At 63.9% G+C, this 19,778-nt stretch carries 13 protein-coding genes; 3 read left to right on the top strand and 10 right to left on the bottom strand.

The genetic code is table 11. From position 1 onward, the window contains the following. Nucleotides 1-50: 50 nt before the first annotated feature. From ACQS5P_RS02840 to ACQS5P_RS02805, 8 genes are all read right to left on the bottom strand, one after another. Entirely contained in the window at nucleotides 51-2,051 is a 2,001-nt protein-coding gene (locus ACQS5P_RS02840; protein WP_428939391.1) for a hypothetical protein, read from the bottom strand. A 51-nt stretch (nucleotides 2,052-2,102) separates the two neighbouring features. Continuing rightward, entirely contained in the window at nucleotides 2,103-3,791 is a 1,689-nt protein-coding gene (locus tag ACQS5P_RS02835) for a hypothetical protein (protein ID WP_428939390.1), read from the bottom strand. A 174-nt stretch (nucleotides 3,792-3,965) separates the two neighbouring features. Continuing rightward, complete coding sequence (fliS, locus tag ACQS5P_RS02830) at nucleotides 3,966-4,436, bottom strand: flagellar export chaperone FliS (RefSeq protein ID WP_428939389.1); 471 nt, start codon at nucleotides 4,434-4,436, stop codon at nucleotides 3,966-3,968. Between the two features lie 121 nt (nucleotides 4,437-4,557). Next, complete coding sequence (fliD, locus tag ACQS5P_RS02825) at nucleotides 4,558-7,302, bottom strand: flagellar filament capping protein FliD (RefSeq protein ID WP_428939388.1); 2,745 nt, start codon at nucleotides 7,300-7,302, stop codon at nucleotides 4,558-4,560. Between the two features lie 20 nt (nucleotides 7,303-7,322). Continuing rightward, the gene (locus ACQS5P_RS02820) at nucleotides 7,323-7,520 is read right to left on the bottom strand and encodes a hypothetical protein (protein ID WP_428939387.1); all 198 of its coding nucleotides are present in this window, start codon (nucleotides 7,518-7,520) and stop codon (nucleotides 7,323-7,325) included. Nucleotides 7,521-7,569: 49 nt separating this feature from the next. Next, nucleotides 7,570-9,951 carry a hypothetical protein gene (locus ACQS5P_RS02815; protein ID WP_428939386.1) on the bottom strand — a complete coding sequence of 794 codons (2,382 nt, stop codon included), beginning with the start codon at nucleotides 9,949-9,951 and terminating at the stop codon, nucleotides 7,570-7,572. 1 nt (nucleotide 9,952) lies between these two features. Next, nucleotides 9,953-10,456, bottom strand: a complete 504-nt coding sequence (locus ACQS5P_RS02810; RefSeq protein WP_428939385.1) for a CbiX/SirB N-terminal domain-containing protein — start codon at nucleotides 10,454-10,456, stop codon at nucleotides 9,953-9,955. After that, nucleotides 10,453-12,381, bottom strand: a complete 1,929-nt coding sequence (locus tag ACQS5P_RS02805; RefSeq protein ID WP_428939384.1) for a M20/M25/M40 family metallo-hydrolase — start codon at nucleotides 12,379-12,381, stop codon at nucleotides 10,453-10,455. Before ACQS5P_RS02805 ends, ACQS5P_RS02810 begins: the two co-directional genes overlap by 4 nt. A 12-nt stretch (nucleotides 12,382-12,393) precedes the next feature. Between ACQS5P_RS02805 and ACQS5P_RS02800 the strand changes: the two genes are divergently transcribed. The 3 genes from ACQS5P_RS02800 (at nucleotide 12,394) to ACQS5P_RS02790 (ending at nucleotide 17,150) form a co-directional block, all read left to right on the top strand. After that, complete coding sequence (locus ACQS5P_RS02800) at nucleotides 12,394-14,403, top strand: hydantoinase/oxoprolinase family protein (protein ID WP_428939383.1); 2,010 nt, start codon at nucleotides 12,394-12,396, stop codon at nucleotides 14,401-14,403. After that, on the top strand, nucleotides 14,400-16,097 hold the full coding sequence (locus ACQS5P_RS02795) for a hydantoinase B/oxoprolinase family protein (RefSeq protein WP_428939382.1): 1,698 nt from the start codon (nucleotides 14,400-14,402) through the stop codon (nucleotides 16,095-16,097). Before ACQS5P_RS02800 ends, ACQS5P_RS02795 begins: the two co-directional genes overlap by 4 nt. 111 nt (nucleotides 16,098-16,208) lie before the next feature. Then, on the top strand, nucleotides 16,209-17,150 hold the full coding sequence (locus tag ACQS5P_RS02790; RefSeq protein WP_428939381.1) for a fructosamine kinase family protein: 942 nt from the start codon (nucleotides 16,209-16,211) through the stop codon (nucleotides 17,148-17,150). A gap of 48 nt (nucleotides 17,151-17,198) precedes the next feature. Here ACQS5P_RS02790 and rpmH read toward each other — a convergent pair whose 3' ends face one another. Next, nucleotides 17,199-17,333, bottom strand: a complete 135-nt coding sequence (gene rpmH, locus ACQS5P_RS02785; protein ID WP_428939380.1) for a 50S ribosomal protein L34 — start codon at nucleotides 17,331-17,333, stop codon at nucleotides 17,199-17,201. Nucleotides 17,334-17,403: 70 nt separating this feature from the next. Further along, nucleotides 17,404-19,746 (bottom strand): hypothetical protein, encoded by a 2,343-nt coding sequence (locus ACQS5P_RS02780; RefSeq protein WP_428939379.1) that lies wholly within the window; start codon nucleotides 19,744-19,746, stop codon nucleotides 17,404-17,406. Nucleotides 19,747-19,778: the final 32 nt, after the last annotated feature.

Here is a 19,778-nt window from a genome sequence, read left to right as displayed (position 1 = left end):
TCGAGGTCGCACGAAACTGCGCGCCGTCTTCGCGAAGACCACGTGTTTGATCATCGCGCCTTCGCGGCTCTTATGTTCTCGACTTCGCGCACGCGGGACTGGAGCACCTGGGTCATCAAAAAGGCATCCAACGCCGGGTGCAGCAGCTTTTCCGTTCGCCAGAGATAGTCGTAGACGCGATCCATGCGCCTGGGCAAGGTGGGATCAGCGTCGAGGTACGCCAGCATCGCCGGCAGGAGCAGCTCGATCAGCCGCGTGTGATGTTTCAGGTATCGCCAGGACCATTTGACAGCGCCTTTTGCCTGGGGCAACTCCTTAAGCACGAGCGTTTTCAGCGACTGATTGAGGTTGCTGATCCTGGGGATGTTCCGCCGCGCCTGCGCGATGCGGCGTTTGTCCGGGATGAGCGCTGTCCTGCTCCGCGGCCCATCTGTCTCGGGCACGTACACCGGCTCAAACATCGGCTTCCACAGCTTCGACGACTGATCGAAGATGCGTGCGACGCGCTGCCCGGCAGCGCCAAACGCGTCGGCAAATGTCTGGCGAACGATCCGCTCGAAGCTGATTCGCGGATCCCACAGCGCCTGTGACATCACGTCCATGATCAGGTGATGCGGAAACGACAGCCGCTGTACCTGGCAACTGTTGTAGCCGTGCAGGCCGATGTCCTTCAGCCGCTGGATGTCGCGATGGAGCGTGCGCGCGACAGTGAAATGGAACGGGTCGAGGTACGGCGCCCACAGGGCGTGATAATCGAAGTCGAATGCATCCCCTCGAAGGTGCTTTCGCCACTGCCGCAGGAAGTGCTCAAAAACCTCCAGGCTCCGGGGATACTTCAGTTTGTTGTAGACGAATGGCGCGGGCTTCTCGCCCGAGGGATCGCGATCGCCGAAGGATCGCAGGTACGACCGCGTGATCGGCGCCAGCATCAGCACGAACCGGTCCTGGTTCTTGACTCGTGAGCGGATCGGTGGCCAGAGCAGGTCGAAGTAGATCAGGCAGACGATGCGCGTCGGAAGGTTTCTCGCGGCCAGCTTGTCGTCCAGCTCATTGAGCATGTCCACGTAGAAATCGCTTGGACGTACGGCGCGGCTCTCGGGGCTTTCATCGTGGTTATTGGTGGCGTCAGACAGCCAGAAGTGCAGGAGATTGACTTCCGGATGCTGGGCGGCGTATTCGACGATCGCATCCGTCATCGCGTTTCTCGCCGCGGGGTTGGAATAGTTGAGGTTCGTATTCAGCGCGATGCCGCCCCACAGCTCTTTCTTGCCGTTGACCTGCGCGATCCACTCGCGGCGTTCCGGAGGGATGGCATTGTAGTCGGACCTGTCCCAGCCTTCGCCGGGCAGGCCCAGCGCGGCACTGGTCCAGCCGTGCCCGACGCGCTCGAAGTTCAGCCCGCGATCTGCGATTGCGGCCTCCAGCCGCGATACGTACTGCCGCAAGATCGATTCGTCGAACGGCTCGGGCTTGAGATACGGGCTGCCGTTTCTCCCCGGGCACTGATGCTCATACCAGCGTTTGAAGAAGGTCGTCCCGTAGCGGAACTGAAGAAAATAGCCGTTCATTCCCGCCTTGGGCAGCCAGTCGATCATGTCCAGCACGTGCTGGATCGAGCAGGCGCCTTCGATGCAGACGGTGCGGAACTTGTAGGCCGGACGCTGGTCGATATGCAGCCGCCTGGCGATCGGATCGCGCAGCTTCGGAACGATCAGGCCGCGGTCCCCCGGGCGAATCCACCGGAAGCCCAACTCCCGCAGATACCGATACACGGCCATCAGCACCGAGCGGGGGTTGGAGCCGCTCAGCACATAGCCCGGACTGGAATCGAACTGACGCACGAGGACCCAATCCTGGTCGCCTTTGAGATCCCGGGGCCGGGCGATGTTCAGATCCTCGCAAACGCCGACTCGAAACGGCGCCGCCGACGTGTCCGAGCCTTTGACGACCGACCACGGTCTGCCGGTAGCCAGTTGCAGGTGTCGAGCCAATTCCGTCGCCGCGAAGTGAACCGTGCGGTGAGTGCCAACACAGATGATGCTGTTGTTCATAGTTCCATCGTCGCTGATCCATGGATCTGCAACGCATCTCAGGGTTCATTATTACTCAAACTCAAGCCCGAAGATCCTGGCCCGATCCATCTGAAAACGCAGGCAGATGGGCTGGCCGGGTTCGTAGCCCAGGTCGGCGACAGGCGGGTCGCCCTTCCACTGCACGATTGTCCGGTACTGGTCGCCAACGATCGGGATGCTGTCGTCGAACGACCGTCCGGGCAGGAATGCGCCGTCGCGGGTGCTGACGGCCACACGAATGAATCCCGCGCGGGCGGTGAGGGCGTTAATGCGCAATGTGCGTCCCGGGGGCATCAGGCCGACCGTCGTGAACTCGCCAGTCTCCGGCGCCTCCAGCGCCACGATGCGTCCCCTGGGCCAGATCGCATATCCCCAGTCGTACCGCCAGAGTGTGCGCGGATATTTGTGTGGGAAGGCAAAGCCGGTGTACGGCAGCGCGAAGTCGCCGTTCTTCAGCTCGATCAGGTTCGGGCTCCAGAAGATGCACCCGCCATCAAATTCGCCGAACGCCTGCGTCTCCATCAGCGATCCCCCGGGAACCCAGTTCCAGACGCGCCCATCGTGGCTGGCGGCCATCTCCAGATGGGTAGCGTCGGTGGTCGTGTCCCAGACGGTGGGGAACAGCAGATGATGATCCGGGGCTCCGGGGATCGTCGTGTAGCAGTTGGTGTAGAGCAGTTGCGACGGCCCCATATCCGTTCGAGGGGCAAGCACAAGCTGCGAGACGGGAAAATCGCCGAACCGGTCGCTCTCGGTGTACCCGATGGACCGCCGGCCCGAACCGTTCAATTCACCCAGCCAGCTCATCATGTACGGGTCGCGCGGCGCGGCGACAGCGCGCGGACCCACGAAGTAATTGCGCGTGAAGATGAAGTACTTCTTCCGCTGCGCGTTGTACCCGGCCACCACCTGCGTGTCGCTGTGCTCGACAGTGAACGGCTCAGGCAGTTTGCGCCACGTCAGCCCATCCGCCGAAACAAACCCGTGCAGCGTGAGGATCGGCTTTTGCATCTTCCGGTCGGCGCGCAGCGCCCGTGGCTCCCAGCGGTCCGGATGCCTGGCGGCGAACTGCTTGAACTCGCTGAAGCTGATCTCCACTTCCCCGCCGACCGATTTGTATCGCTCTTCCGGCGGCGCGGTCGGGTCGATGAACACGCCGCCAGGAAACTGCTCGATCAGGTTGTTCTCCTTGCTGCCCGCATACTCGAGCAGCCCCAGTTTCGGCCGCCGCCAGTCAAGCCCGTCGTCCGATTCGTAGTAGGCCATGTGCACGCGGCTTTTCGCGTCTTCGACGCCGCCCCAGGCGCGGTACTTTTCACCGTCCTTGAGCACCTGGCGGATGCTGATGGCCTTTTGGTCCCATGGGTTTTCGGATCGGATCACCGGCCCGTAGCGATGGGGACGCTGGGCGACGATTCGCACGCCGCGCGGCGTGTCCCACTTCCGCTCGAAGTGCGCATCCCACGGGCCGACGGGCAGGCTGCGCGTCACGGTCACGTTCTCGCCCTTCTCGTTCTTCCATGCATACCCGCCGGGGCGGATGAAGTACCAGCTCGTGAACACGATGCGCTTGCCGGCCAATTCGTACGGCTCGCCAGTGAACCGCTCGGGCGGCACGATGCTCAGGTCGATGTCGTTTGGCGGCTCTTGTGCACTGGCCGTCGCCAGCGCCACCACCATCATTCCGATTCCCACCACCAAAGTGATTTCGCCGCTCACGGGAAAGGCCTCCTTCCGCTCGCTTGTGCTCAAGACCGTCAGCAGGATGGATGTACAGTACCGTCGGCGGAGCGCAGACGGAAATCCTCCGCGGGGCGCATCAAGGCTTGCGCCGGTGCGCGATCACTTTGCTCGACGGATGCAGACAGGAGGGATGCCGGGCAGCCGCGCAGCTCAGCCCTGGATCGACAGGCTCGCTTCCATCCGCTGATTGGGAGCAGGGACATCGAGCTTGGAGGCGGCGGCGGCAGCCTTGCTTCTGGCCAGTTGATCCAGCAGCATGACCCACGTCTCACGCTGATAGCGCAGGATCGACAGCGCCTCATCCACCGCTTCCACCCTGTGCTCGATGTTCGCTTCGATCAGCTTGCGGTAGACAAAGGTGTACAGCGCCGCAAGCTTGCCACACAGATCAGGGGCCACGTCGTGCTTCAGCGATGCGGTCATCTCGGCGATGATCTTCTGTGCACGAGACAGCAGCTCGCAGCTCTGTTCCCAGTTCTTCTGCTGAAGCGCCGCCCGGGCCTGTTCCGAAAAGCGGATCGCGCCGTCGTACAGCATCAGTTGGAGCTGCTCGGGCGTGGCCGTGAAGATTTTGGTCTTCAGGTAGTTCTGAGCGAGGTTCTGTGCGGCCTGGTGGCTCATACGCGCACGTGCGACAACCGGGACAACGCAGCAGCGAGGCTGCCCTGTTCATATCGGCAAGACCGCACGTGTGGGTTGAGCTTGCATGTCACGGGCTGCAGACCACGAGACAATGGCGGAATTACGACGACGACGGCAATCTGATCGACTGGATCTGTCCGATCGCCTGCTGCTGGGACTGAAGCCCGGCCAACACGGACTCCAGATTGGCGAATTGCCGCTCCAGCCTGGCGCGCTTCTGCTCCAGCAGCTTGTCCAGGGCTGCGATGCGGTCCTGGAACTGCTCGGTTCGCGAGTCCAGGGTCTTGTTCTCGCGTGTGATCACGCCATTGACCGGGTCAATCAGCCGGGAAATCCTCGACTCGAACACGTGCGCCAGCCCCGTCGTCTTCAGCGTCGTCTTCCCATCCTCTGCGGTCACGCTTTCGATGGACGTGAACAGGTTTTCGACGGCCTGCGGGTCGGTGGCATAGGCCTGGCGGAGCTTGTCTTCATCGAAGACGAGCTTGGCGCCTTCGCCCAGTGACAATCCCACATCCGCCAGCACGCGATACCGCCCGGCCGAGGCATTGACCGTGTTCAGCATCCCGTAGATTTCGGTTTCGATGGTCTGCGCAGCGCCTTCACCCAGCAGCAGCCCGCGGGTGTTGGTCTTGGTATCGAACCTGGTCAGCTCCCTGAGCTTGTCCACCATCTGGTTGAACGTGTCGGTGAACTTCTGGATTTCCGTGACCACGTTGTCGATGCTGCGGCTGACACCCAGTGTCACGGGCTTGTCGCTGACTCCGTGCAGTTCGATGTTGACCCCCTTGACCACGCCCGCGAGCTGATTGCGGCTGGCGGTGATGAGCAGGGGCTGTTCGGAGCTGGCGTCGCCGACAAACACGGCGGCGTCCTGCGCCTCGACCAGCGTCTTGACCTCCAGCGTGGTTGCTCCGGCGTCGAAGGTGACGCGCCCGTTGCGTCCGGGATTCCGCGCCATCAGGCTCAACCGATACGGCGCCGACGCCGAACCGTCGTTGATGATCTGCGCCGATACGCCCCACCCAAGGTCGTTAATTTTCTTCTGCACGTCCTGAAGCGCATCGGTGGCCGCGACGGTGATCGTCTTCTCGTAGCTGCCATCGATGGTGGTTGTGCTGGCCGTGCCCTTGATGTTCAAATCCGCCGCAGCCGTCCCTTCGATATCCTGGACCGTGAGTTTGCCGGCCGATCCGCCCGCCGTATCGGTCAGCAGCAATCCGTCTCCCGTGGCGTTGATGCTCGCGACCACGCCGATCCCCTTGGAGTTGATCTCGGCGATCACGTCGGCCAGGCGAACTTCGTTACCCTGCGTCAGGTCGATCGTGGCCGACACACCGGCAGAGTTGGTGATACGGAACCGGCCGGGGGTGATCCCCTTCCCGCCATTCAGATCCGCCAGCAGGCTGTTCTCGTGAACCCACTGGAGCTGAAGATTCCTGCCCCGGGCCACAGGAGTGTTCAGGTCGTATGTGCCGGCCAGGCCGAAGTCCGCCGCGGTCGTGCCACTGGTATCGGCGATGATCAGATCCCCGGTGCCGCCGCTGGTGTCGGCGATCTGAATGCCGTTGCCCGCCGCGTTGAGCGAGGCCTTGACCCCCGCGTTGGCGGCATTGATGGTGTTGATGATATCGGCGACGGTCGTGGCGGCGGACAGGTCGATATCCGTTGCCGACGCCGCTGCGCGGCTCTTGACCGAGATCGTGCCCAGCGTGAATCCCTGCCCGCCGTTCAGCGACGAGACCAGCACCGTGCCCAGCCCCGCCAGGATCGTCCCGCCATCCAGCGTGTTGCCCGCCGCCGTCTTTTCGATGCCCAGGTCCGCCGCCGCCTTCGAGCCGTTCAGCCCCGTCACCGAAAATGCTGAACCGCCGCTGGTCTGATCCGTCAGACGGATCCCGTTGGCGCCGGCAACAATCTCGGCCGTGACCTTTCCGGCAGAGGCGGTGTTGATCTTGTCGATGACCTCGCCCAGGGTCTTGGCTCCGGCCAGTGAGACATTGATTGCCGAACCGTCGGCGGTCTGGATGGCAAAGTCACTGCCGCTTGAGGCGGTCCTGACGCCGCGGCCGTCGTTGAGCTGTGCCAGCCCGGTCTCACGCCCCAGGAAATTGATGTCGCTTCCATTCAGCGTGTTGCCGGCGACGCTGCCGGCGATTCCCAAATCCGCCGCCGCCTGCCCCTCGCCAACATCCTGCACGATCAGGTCGCTGGCGGTCTTGCCGGTCAGGTCGGTCAGCACCAGCCTGTCTCCATCGATCTGGGCGCGTACGGAGATGTCCAGACTGGTGTTGATTTTTCGCACTACATCATCGAGCGTGACCGCCGCCGTCGTGTCGATGATCGCCGTGGCGCCGCTGCGGTCGGTTATCTTGAACACGCCTCGGCGAATACCCTGCCCGCCGCGAAGCTCCGACAGCAGGTTCTCGGTCTTCAGGCCTCCCCCGCCCATCTCGATCGTGATCGTTCCGGCCCCGACCTTGGCGCTGTCGAAGTCGGCAAATCCCCGGCTGACGGACTGCTGCGTGGTCACCAGCCGGGCAACCTGAAACTGATACGATCCCACCGCCGCCCCAGCGCTGGCGGTGGCGGTCAGCACGTCCTCGTCGCTGCTGCTGGTCGTGGCGTTCTGGAATGTCGTGGACTTTTTCAGGGTCGTGCTGCTGAGCTTCAGCGACGTCAGCCGGGTGCTCAGGTCGGTGTAGGCCAGCTTCTGCTGGTTGATCGAATCGATGCGTGTCTGAAGCGCGGTCTTTGGGCGTGCCTCGATGGACATCAACTGATCAATGATGTCCTTGGAGTTGATCCCGCTGACCAGACCGATTCCCGTGCTGATTCGACCCATAGCTGCAATCGGCAATCTATTCAGTCGTCCAGAACGCTACCCCGGTACAGCAGCGACCAGTCGTGGTTGGCGAAGTCCGCCAGCGCATCGTTGCCCGGTTCCTGGCAGATCGCCGTCAGACGTTCGGTGGACTGTTGAAGCGCCCACAATGCCAGAAACTGCCGCGAGGCGGCCCGGACGGTCCGCAGTCGCCGCGCCGTCTCCACCATCTTCGACATCTGCGATGCCTTCGCTGCTTTGCCTCGCAGTGTTGAGTCCATGAAACAGTTATCGGAACCGCCGCCGCCTGTGCATGAGCAAAAAGCCCGCCCCGGCGTAGCCCACCATTGAAACCCCCGATACCCATGCCCCCGCGAGAAACGGCACTGGCCGGTACTCCACGATCAGCCGATGCCTGCCCGGCTGAAGCGGTATGCCAAGCTGCGTGTAATTGGCGGGGATCACGCTGAACGACCGCTGCGGCGACTGCACCGGCCTGACCCGCCAACCCGTACTGTAGTTCAACCCGACCACCAGCACCGCCGGCTGCGATGTCTCCAGCTCCAGCTCGATCGAATCCGTCGTCTGGTGGTGGACCGTCACCGACCCGGTTTCGCGCTCGGCAGACCAGCCAGCGGGAGAGATGGATGAAGGCACGCTTTGGCCGGATGATTCAAGATCCGGCGGCCGCTCCAGCACCACCGTCCGCCGCGGATCAAACCCCTCGCCAAGCAGCCGCGACAGAATCTGATCACGCGACGTCAGTACGCTCCAGTTCGATACCAGCCACGCCAGCGGCAGCGGTTCACCCGCCACTCGAACCGGCGGGCGATCGGCATCAAAGCAGACCAGCACGCATCGCAGCATCCGGAAAAGCCCCGGATGCACGCGCCTGAAGGGCAAGTATTGCGTCGCACGGTCCGGGTTCTCGCCCTGCGAGGCGAAAATCAGCTCGGCATACCGCTTGAGCACGCCCGGATCGTAACCGGCCAGGTTGTGAAACCCGACCGCCATGCCGACATTGGCATACTCGACCGGCACGGTGAGCACCCGCTCGGGCGGCTCCACCTGCTCCAGCGCCGCCCGCCAGGGGGCCGGAACCTCGTATCCGAGCCTGGGGTCCATCGTCGCGCGGGTGAGCCTGGCGAACACAAACAGCTCGCCGATCGCCAGGATCAACAGCCCGTACGGAGCCATCCGATGCAGGCGCGACAGCCAAAGCATCACCCCCGCGGCCGCCAGCGAAGCGGCGGCGACGAACGTCCAGCGTGCCGCGTTGGTTGCGGCGTAATAGTTGAAGTCCGTTTCGCCCGGCTCGATGGGAATGTACTTTTCCCGGGCCGCGGCGCTGCTTTTGAGGACCCAGCCGACGAAATCATCCCACACTTGTGTGCGATCGATCGCAAAACCGAGCACTGTCAACGCGATGACGAATGTCGCCACGCCGACGAGCACCTGCCACGCCACCCGTCGCTGTCGCAGCAGCGAGTCGAACCCCATCGCCGCCAGCATGGCGATGAACAGCACCGACAGATACCCAAACTTCGTTGTCCCGCGGAAACTGCCGTAACCGGGCAGCAGCTCGAACAACGGGCGATACAAGGGTGTGTGTCGGCCGAGCGCCAGGATCAATGTGATCGCGATCATCGCGACCAACGCAATCACCGCGCGACGCTCGCCTCGAATCGCGCCCAGCGTCGCCAGTGCCAGCCCGGCGACACTTACGAACAACGACATTTCCCAGAGGTATCCCGCTCCCCAGTAAGGCACGGTCGGCGGGGCCGAGCGGTCCAGCGGCACCCAGCCGAAGAATCCGGGAACAAGAAATGTGATCAGGTTTTGCGGCGGCAGGGAAAACATCGAGGCGAAGGCGTAATCCGTCCCACCAGCGCGAACCGACTCGCCAGCGGCGTGGATCCCGGCAAACACCTGCACCGCCGACAGCATCACGCCGCCCGCGTACATCGCCATCAATCCCATCGCCAGTTGTCTGCGATGCCCCGGTTGCGCCAGGCGAATGAATGTGTACAGCACCAGGGCCAGCCCCGTGTAGTACACGTACTGAGGATGCCCGGCCAGAAGCTGCATCGCAACCGCGATGACGCCGAGCATGCACCATCGCCACTGCCCGCGCTCGGCCAGCTTGTCCAGCGTCAGCAGCATCAGCGGCGTCCAGACCATCACCGCCAGGTGCGGCAGATGTCCCGCATAAGCATGCAGAAAATACGGGCCGCTGAACATGAACATCGCCCCACCCAGGATCGATCCGCCGATTCTCACACCACGACCGCGACACCACAGGTACGTGAAGTAGCCTGCCAGAAATACGTGCATCGCCACGATCCAGTTGATCGCCACGCTCAGGGGCACAAGCAGATGCAGCCAGTTGGGCGGATAGAGCAGGGCCGACTGAAATCCGGCGAAGTAGGGCGCGCCGCCGAAGATGTGCGGGTTCCAAAGCGCCAGGTTCCCGGCGCGAAGCTGAGTGAAGCCAAAGTGCCGCCAGGGGATGAACTGAAGCGCCAGGTCGGTGGACTCGAAGGAGATCACCCTTGACGGGCTGAATAGCACGTCGAGGAACATCGCCAGCGTGAGCAGCCCGAAGACCGCCGGCGCGATCGCGCGCCACCTCGGTGGGCTGTGTGGCGGTGTGACTGATGCTGTACACACGTCATTGAGGGGCAACGCCGCCCTGGCGGATCGTGCCGCGGCAGACGTCGCAATCGAAACGATGTTCGATGCAGAAACTGACTCGCTTGTCCAGCAGGTCCAGAATCAGATCGTCGATTCCGAGCGTCATCGTCACGTGATAGGTCGTGTGCGGGTGCTGCCTGGCGGCCTGGGCGGCCAGACGCGGGATGTCCTCCGTCCAATGCTTGCCCGGTCCCAGAAAAAACGGACAGATGATCACGCGCTGCGCGCCCCGCTGCACGCAGCGGGCGTACGCCGTCGCGATCGACGGCTCGGCCAGCTCCATGTGCGCCGGCTCGACGATCCGGTACTTGTGCTCGAAGCGGCGGGCGAACAGCGTTGCGATCTCTTCGAGCATCCGATTGCTTTCCTCCCGACGGGACCCATGATCGACGATGATGATGCCGTTGGTCATATGCGTGTCGTTGTGCACTTGCCGGTGGTGCGACTCGTCTGCGGCCGTGTCCTGCGCCCGCCGGTTCATCCGCGACGTCCGGGCGCCAGAACGGCGCGGCTCTGCACATACTCTCCGTTGCGCCGGATAACGATCTTCACTTCTTCGCCCGGACTGGCGCGGCCCAGAAAGTCCATCAGGTCATACAGGTTCTCGATCTTCTTTTCGCCGAGCTGAACGATGATATCACCGTCGCGAAGGCCAGCCTTCTCGGCCGGCGAACCGGGAGTCGTGCCGGTGATCCGAACGCCCACGGTCGATTCATCGCTGCCGTAGTCGGGCATCACGCCAAGAGAGACCCGGAACCGGCGCGTCGTGCCGCCGCCGTTGTGGTCCGCCGGCAGCGTGGCCGCCACGTATTGCTGCCGGGGCATGCCTGCAAGCTCGGTGACGACCTTCTCGGCCAGATCGACCACCTCAGCGATCCCACGGTAGTTGATCTTGTCCGGGTCATCCGACGGCCGGTGATAATCGGCGTGAAGCCCGCTGAAGAAAAACAGATGCGGGATTCGCCTCTGTGCGAACGTGTAATGGTCGCTGGACTGCATGCCCCGCAAGCCGAAGGTCTTGAGCTGCAGCACCGAAGCTTCATCGGCACGGTTCAGGATCGCGTCAAACGCCGCCGCCGATTCGCGCCCGCCGACATACAGCGTATCGTTGCGCACGCGCCCGACCATGTCCAGGTTCACCATCGCCACGATCTTCTCCAGCGGCACCGGCGGGTGATCCGCAAAGTGTTCCGATCCGATCAGGCCCCATTCTTCGCCGGTGAAAAAGGCGAAGATCACGGACCGATCAAGCGGTCCGGCCGCCGACAGTTGCCGCGCCAGCTCCAGCACCGCCGACGTTCCCGACGCGTTGTCATCGGCTCCGTTATGCACCGCGCGAATGCCCTGCGCCAGGCTCCCGGAATGCCCCCACCCCAGGTGATCGTAGTGCGCGCCGACGACGACGTACTCATCCGGCCTGACGCTGCCCGGCAAATACGCCAGCACATTTCGCACCGGCACCTTATCTCGCCTGAGCTTCACCTGGCCCGTGAGGATCAGGTCCTTCAGCTCGAACGACTGCGGCTTGACTTCCGCGTCGATCTGCGATTGAAGCGCCGCCAGATCCCTGCTGCTGCCGCCGCGTTTCAGCAGTTCGTTGGCCAGCTCGCGCGCGATGTGGATGAACGGAATGCGTGAGCGCGCCCCGCCACGGTCGGGCGTCATCAGCTCGTCCTGCTCGCCATGATATTTCGGCGGGTTGACCAGCAGGATCGCGGCGGCGCCGTGCTCGGCGGCGGTGCGGGCCTTGGAGTTCAGCGATGCATCCGGCGACCAGTCGTGCTCGTCGAATCGGCTCTTGCCCTGCTCGTTGTGCGGCTCATAACGCAGCACCAGCACAACCTTGCCCTTCACGTCGATCCCCGCGTAGTCGTCGTAGCCGCGATCCGGGTTGCTGATTCCATACCCGGCAAACACGACCGGTGCGGAGAATGATCCGTCAGCGGAAAAGCCGGTAGGGGTGTATTGCCGCGATAGTTCAAAGATCGTGTCGCCCGCCGCAAGTGATGTGTTGGCCGGGTCCACCGACGCAGCGCCGCTCATCTCGAAACGCTGAAAATAGCCATCCTGCCCGGGCAGAGGCTTGAGGCCGATTTCCCTAAGCCGGGCCGCGATGTAATCGGCGGCCAGATCCAGCCCCCGCGTGCCGACGCCCCGGCCTTCCAGCTCGTCCGAGGCCAGGTATTGAAGATGCTGGCGGATGGAATCGACGGCGTGTTCGTCGGCCAGAGCCGTCGTCGGCCGCAGCCCTGGCGCCGCGGCGTCTGCCGCCGGCGCGGGCGTCGTCGTTGCGCGAACCTCAGTCCGCTGGGAATTGCAGCCGAACGGCGCGGCCAGTAGGCTCGTCGCGATCGGCACGAACAACAAGCTTGTCAGCGCGGCAAGCGGCAACCGGGGCTTGTGCATCGCGGCGATTCTATGCGGACACCAACAGACGGACAAACCGACGAGCAACTGCTGATCGGCCTGGACGTCGGCGGCACGTTCACCGATGTCGTGGCATGGGATGGCCGCCAACTGCGCATCGTCAAGCTACCGTCAACTCCGCCGCGGTTCGAGCAGGCCGTGATCGAGGGCATCGACCGCATCCTGCAATCGGGCTTGCATCCCGCGCGGCTGGTCCATGGCTCGACCGTCGCCACCAACGCGTTGCTCCAGCGCGCCGGCGAGCCGGTGGCATTCATCACCACCGAAGGATTCCGCGACATGCTGCTGATCGGCCGGCAGAACCGCCCGAGGCTTTATGCGCTGCGCGTCGAGCGACCGCCGCCCATCACACCGCCGCAGAACTGGTTCACCGTTCGCGAAAGGATCGACGCCCGCGGACAGGTCGTCGTGCCGCTGGATGCGGGCGAAGTCGAAAACCTGATATCCCGGATCGCGGGCTGCGGGTTGCGTCACGTGGCCGTCTGCCTGCTGTTCAGCTTCGTGAACCCGATCCATGAACGGATGATCGCCCAGCGGTGCGCCGCGCGAGGACTGACGGTCAGTCTCAGCAGCGAGCTGCTTGCGGAGTTCCGCGAGTACGAGCGAGCCAGCACGACGACGATCAACGCAGCGCTGCGGCCAACAGTCGCGGCGTATCTTGAGTCGCTTCAGGCCGCCTTGCCTAAGCAGGTGCGTGATCTTCGCATCATGCAATCCGGCGGCGGGACGCTGAGCGTGGGCGATGCCTCTCAGCACGCCGCCAAACTCGTGCTGTCCGGCCCGGCGGGGGGAGTCATTGGCGCGTCGTTCGTCGCGAAGCTGGCCGGGTTCCAGGACCTGATCAGCTACGACATGGGCGGCACGAGCACCGACGTGGCGCTGATCCTGGGGGGCATGCCGCAGTGGACCACCGCCAGCGGCATCGACGGCCTGCCTATCGCACTGCCGATGTTCGACATCCACACGGTTGGCGCCGGCGGGGGATCAATCGCGCGGCTGGATGCGGGCGGGGCGCTTCGCGTCGGGCCGCACAGCGCCGGCGCGGTGCCCGGCCCAGCCTGCTACGGGCGCGGCGGAGTGCTTCCCACCGTTACCGACGCCAATGTCGTGCTCGGGCGAATCCTGCCCGAGCATTTCCTGGGTGGGGCGATGCAACTGGACGTGCAGCGGGCGCACGGCGCCGTCAAAACGCTCGCCGACGCGATGGGAAAGAGCGTCGTCGAGACGGCCCTGGGCATCATCAGTATCGCCGAGGCCAACATGACCCACGCCATCCGCGCCGTCAGCAGCCGGCGGGGTCACGATCCACGTCGGCTGACGCTGGTGAGCTTCGGCGGCGCGGGCGGGTTGCACGCCTGCGCGCTGGCCGAGGCACTGGAGATGCCGCGCGTCATCGTGCCCCCGCACTGCGGCCTGCTCAGCGCCCTGGGCATGATTGTCGCCCCGCCTGTCGCCGACGCCTCGCGCACCGTCGTGCATCTGGGCGAGGCGCTTGATGATGACCGTCTGGCGGCGGAGTTCGGGTCGCTGTCGGAGTTGACGTTACACCAGGTACCGTATGAGCGGACGGCATCGACGCAAGTGTACGTCGATGCGCGATTCCGTGGACAGTCGCATGAGCTGAAGGTGCGAATCGCCCGTCCCACACGAACCGAGATTGCAAGGGCGTTCGTTGACGAGTATCAGCGGATGTACGGCAACCTGCCGACCAACCGACAGGTGGAGATCGTGACGTTGCGGGTGCGGCGCATCGGTCAGGCGCCACAGGTAAGCCTGCCGGATCTGACCCCGACCGCCGCCAGCGAGCGCGTTGCCACGATCGTGATCGGCGACGGGCAGCGCGTGCAGGCGCCGGCGCTGACGCGATCGGCTCTGGTCGGCGCGGGGCGACGAGCCGGTCCGCTGCTGGTCATCGATCCCGACGCCACAACCTGCCTGCCGCCCGGATGGAGCGTTTGCCTGCTGCCCAACGGCACATTGATCCTGGAGCCCATCACATGAGCATCGATCCGATCGAGCTGGAGCTGATACGCAACCTCTTCGAGGCGGCGGCGGAGCAGATGGGCATCGTCCTGCAGCGCGTGTCGTTCTCGGCCAACATCAAGGAACGCCGCGATTTCTCCTGCGCCCTGTTCGATGCCGAGGGCGAGCTGCTGGCGCAGGCGGCGCACATCCCGGTGCATCTGGGCTCGATGCCCGAATCGGTCAGGGCCGTGCTCGATCGGCTCGGCAAACTTGATGAGGGCGACGTGGCGATCGTGAACGACCCGTTCGCTGGCGGAACGCACCTGCCGGACATCACGCTCGTCACGCCGATCTACTGCGACGGCCAGCTTGTCGGTTACGCGGCGAATCGCGCTCATCACGCCGACGTCGGCGGCATCAGCCCCGGATCGATGACCCTCAGCACCCACATCGACCAGGAAGGAATCCGCATCGAGCCCACATTGCTGTATCGTCGCGGCCGGCGAAACGAGGAATTGATCTCGCGCATGGTGTCGGCGGTTCGCACTCCCGACGAGCGCCTGGGCGATCTGGAAGCGCAGCTTGCCGCCAACCATGTCGGCGCCGCCGCCCTGATCAGGATGGTCGCCGCACACGGCGCCCAAAAGATCCTCGCCTATGGCCGCGCGCTGCTGGATTACTCCGAATCCTTCATGTCCCGCGCGATCGCGGCGATCCCCGACGGAGAGTATCGCTTCGAAGATCGGATGGATGACGACGGCACCGTAACTCCCTCTGTCCCTGTTCAAGGAGAAGACTCGCGCCTCTCTCCCTCTCCCTGTAATCAGGGAGAGGGCAGGGGTGAGGGTTCTGTCCGAAAGCAGACGGACCAGGGCACAGGCCAAAGTGGGACAGGAACATCCTCCGCCTTCAGCCCTTTGCGTTCTGTCCTCATTCGCGCTGTAGTCCGCATCAGCGGCGACCGCGCGATCGTTGACCTGTCCGGCTCCGCCGACCAGGTCCCCGGCTGCATCAACTGCCCGGCGGCGGTGACGCGCTCAGCCGTCTATTACTGCTTCGGCTGCCTGCTTGATGAGTCAATCCCGCTGAACGGCGGCGCTTTTCGCAAGATTCAGGTGATGACCCGTCCCGGCTCGATTGTCCACGCGCTGTATCCGGCGGCGGTGGTTGCGGGAAACACCGAGACCAGCCAGCGGATCGTCGATGTCGTGCTGGGCGCGCTGGCGCAGGCGCTGCCCGACAGAGTCCCGGCCGCAAGCTGTGGCACGATGAGCAGCGTCGCCCTCGGCGGCCAGGGGTGGACGTATTACGAAACGATCGGCGGAGGATGCGGCGCCGGGCCGGGGTGGGATGGCGCTTCGGCCATCCAGTGCCACATGACCAACACGCTGAACACGCCCGCCGAGGCCATCGAGATGCAATATCCGCTGCGGGTTGTGAGATTCGAACGCGCCGCCGACAGCGGAGGGCGCGGAAGATACCGCGGCGGTGACGGCATCGTGCGCGAGATCGAAGCGCTATCGGCCTGCCAGGGGACGATCCTCAGCGATCGTCGCGTCTTTGCGCCCTATGGACTGAATGGCGGAGGCGAGGCCTCGCCTGGACGCAACAGGATCATCCGCAGCGACGGCAGCGTCGTCGTGCTGCCGGGCAAGGCGCACTTCTCGCTGGAGGCGGCAGACCGTCTGGAGATCAGAACCCCCGGCGGCGGGGGATGGGGCAGTGTATAGCCAGCGACAGAACCCTCCAAACCGTGTGCGATCGGCAAACCTGAACCACAAAGCCGTAGAATCAGCGTTGAAATCGATGGCCGCGGGGGAGAAAATGCTGGTACGGAGCCGATGTCGTTTCACGAATCAGACATCTCATGGCAACTGCTCCGCCGGATCGTGCAGGAATGGGCGGGCACATCGGCGGAGCTTGCAGAGGTCAAGCCGCTTGTGGGGGGCATGATCAACACCACGCTGTGCCTGACGCTGAGTGACGGCCAGCGAGTGGTGCTCAAGATTTCGCCGCACCGGGTCAATCGCGATTACGAGCGCGAAGTGTATCAGCTCAACCTGCTCCGCTCGCTGGGCATCCCCACGCCGCAGGTGTATCAGCTTGAGATCGGCTCGCTGGACGACCCGCACAGCCTGATCCTCATGGAATACATTGAAGGAGTCGATCTGAGCGAGGCTCGGCGGCAGTGCTCGGCTGAGCAGTTCGATCAGCTCCAGCAGCATCTGGCCGAGATCCTGCGGACGATCCACGCCCAAACGGCCGGGGCATACCAGCGCGTGCTGCCTGGGGAGGATGTCAGGACCTACTCCAACTGGCCGGAGTTTTACCGTCACCTGTACGATCCGATCGTTCACGAGGTGCAGAAGAACCCGGATCTTCCCCCCAGGGCGCGCAAACAGATCCAGAAGGTTCACGAGAAGCTGGATCGGCTGATTGCCCACGGCGACTCGCCGCGGCTGGTCCATTGGGATGTTTGGTCAACCAACCTGCTGGCCCGGCCAGATGCCTCCGGCAGGTGGCGGATCTGCGCCGTGCTGGACCCCAACTGCAAGTACGCCCACGCCGAGGCCGAGATCGCCTACATCGACTTGTTCAACACCTGTAATCACGCATTCCTGAAGGCGTATCAACAGCCGGGAAACCGTCTGGACGACGGCTATCACCGCGTGCGAAAACCTGTCTATCAGCTCTACCCGCTGGTTCATCATGTGAACCTGTTCGGGCGTGAATACATCAAGCCGATGCTGGCGGCGCTGGATCGAGTGGCGGGGCTGCTTTGATGAATGAATGCAGAAGGATGAAGCGCGGTTCATCCTTCAACCCCGGTTTCAGACCACCTGCACTCTGCGCCCCGCGCGGCGCTTGCGGTTGATCATCTGCCGGCCCTTTTTCGTTCGCATACGGACGCGAAAACCGATTTTGCGGGCCCGTTTCACCTTGCTGGTCTTGTGTGGATAATGCATCGCGTCTGATTCCTCCCGTCAAACAGATTCCAATCGGCTCTGGGAAAACGCAACTCCTGCCGCGGGCGAGTTACGGCTGCCGGTCGATCGTGACACTCAACGCCTCGTAGGCGCGATTGCCCCGGGCGTCGGTGGCGCGAATGGCAATCTGGTGCGCCCCGGCCGAAAGACCCTTCACCGTGAACTCGTAACGCTCCTCCGGCGCGTCAGCGATGTTATCCGAAGGCAACACCGTCTGCCAGTCGCTGGAGCCATCCAAGGCGTACTCCAGCCTGGCCACGGTGGTGCTGCGGTCCACAACCTTCAGGCTGAGTTTGGCGTCGGCGCCGCTGGCCACGATGTTCGCGTCGCCGATCAGCGGCGGCGTGTTGTCCACGATCACCGGATCGCTGATGCGCGATGAGCTGCGGCCCTGTCCGACAGGATTGGCCGATGCATCCGACGCCTCGACCTTGATCTCATAGCGCCCGTCGCCCACCGTGCGCGTTTCCCATTCGTACGTCGGGTCCTTGAGCTTGTCCTTCAGCAGAATCCATGGGCCGCGGTTGCCCTGCCGGAAATACAGCCGGTATTCCAGCACATCCTCGTTTGGGTCGGTGGCTTCCCAGGTGATCGTGAGCCTGCTGTTGGCCGCAACATCTTCGCTCTCGTCGGGATGATGTGGTGTCGCTTCAGCCCCGCCGGGCGGTTCGACCCTGACCGACTTGATCTGCGGCGCCAGATTGGGCACCTGATAAGCGACGCTCACCTCCTCGACAACCGGTGTGTCGCGGCCGCCGTCGGTGCTGCTGAGTGTCAGGCGATACTGAAGGAATCGGGCCGGTGGCGAGGGGATCTGCACGAACTCGGCGGCGGTGATCGGTTCGGACCACGGCGACCAGCCCGGATCGCTGGACTCTTCGACGTTGCCGCAACGCGTGGCGATTGTCAGCCCCGCTCCCTGAGGCAACGTGCCCCGCAAGTGCATCTTGCCGAAGCGGCTGATCTGTGTCGCATCCAGCACCGGACTGGTGTAGGTGCCCCGTGCCGCATACCCGGAGCCCAACGCCGCCACCTCGCCGGTGTTGGCCATCCCCATGAAGACCCGACCATCCTTCACCGGCAGCAGGCACATGACCTGCCTGGGATCGACCCTGGCCAACACGAGCGTCTCTTCGGCGACAGGATTGACCTGATAGATGTTGCCGTCGTTTCCGGTGCCGACCAGCAGTGTGCCGTTTTGCTCGATCATGGAAAACACGACCACCGGCTGACGGAAGATCTCGGTCACAAAGCCATCGGAGTCGATGCGGTAGATCGCGTTGCCGTTGGCAGGCACTTCCTGCTGTGGTGGGGGCGTGACGACCTTCGCGCCCGGTCCTTCTTCGCCCATGCCGAAGGGTGCTTCGCCGGTAGTGGGGCCGGTTTCCAGCGATTCGGTGGCAGGCGCATCCTCTGCCGTCAGGATCAGCAGCGACATCGGCTTGCTGATGGTGTCCTTGGGAATGGGCAGAGGCTCGCCCGGCGCCGGGCCGGGCACTTCCGGCGGCTTGGGCGCAGGCGGACGCTCCGAGGGAATCGGCGCCGCGCGGCTCTCGCGCTCCGGGCGACCGCGCTGCTCGGCCACCCCTTCACTTTCAGCAGCCTCGGCTGCTATGGACTGGGCCGTTGCAACGTAAAGATTCCCTCCCGCATCACGCGCCAGCGCGCTGATCTCGCTCTCGGGCGCATCGTACAGCACAAACGCCTGCCCCGTGCTGCGATTGACTCGATACACCAGCCCGTTGGGATCGGTCCCCACGTACAGCGTGTCAGCCCCGTCCCACAGCAGGCACAACAGGTTGTTTTCATCGCTGTCGAACAGAACCTTGTGCGAGCCATCCGGATTGATTCGAAACAGCAGCCCGTTCGGGCCCGTCGCCAGATAGATGCTTCCGTCCGACACACGCGCCATGGCCCAGACGTACTGCACATCGTCGCTGGAGAAGATGCAGGCCGGCTCGTTTTTGCTTCCGGGCCTGGCAAGGCGCAGCACCTGGCCGTTTTCTCCACCAGTGCCAATCAACAGCGCTCCATCCGGCTCGACCAGCAGGCTGAAGATGTGAACCGATTGGCCCAGGTCGGCGATGGTGGTGACTTTGTCGTCTTTAATGGCCAGCAGAATCCCCTCCGGCCCGGTGCCGGCGTAGACGGTGCCGTCCGGCGCCTGGGCCAGCGCGTAAACCGCGCTGACTCGCGCATCCTGCCCCAGCAGCGACTTGACCTCGCGCGACAGCTTCAAATCCCCCAGGTTGGTTGCCACCACCCGGTCGAAACTGCCCTGCTTGAAGTCCGACTCGGTCGTATGTGTCCAATACGAGGTCTTCACCGCCCACGCCGGGCCGGCCAGCAGCAGGTATGTCAACACCGTGATTAAGGTCGCAACCGATCGCATGACATCTCCAGGTGCACTCAAGGGCATCGAAC

Source organism: Fontivita pretiosa (assembly GCF_050410795.1).
Taxonomy (GTDB): domain Bacteria; phylum Planctomycetota; class Phycisphaerae; order Tepidisphaerales; family Tepidisphaeraceae; genus Fontivita; species Fontivita pretiosa.
The sequence above is the reverse complement of the archived record's forward strand: the minus strand, read 5'-3'. Positions and strand labels throughout refer to the sequence as shown.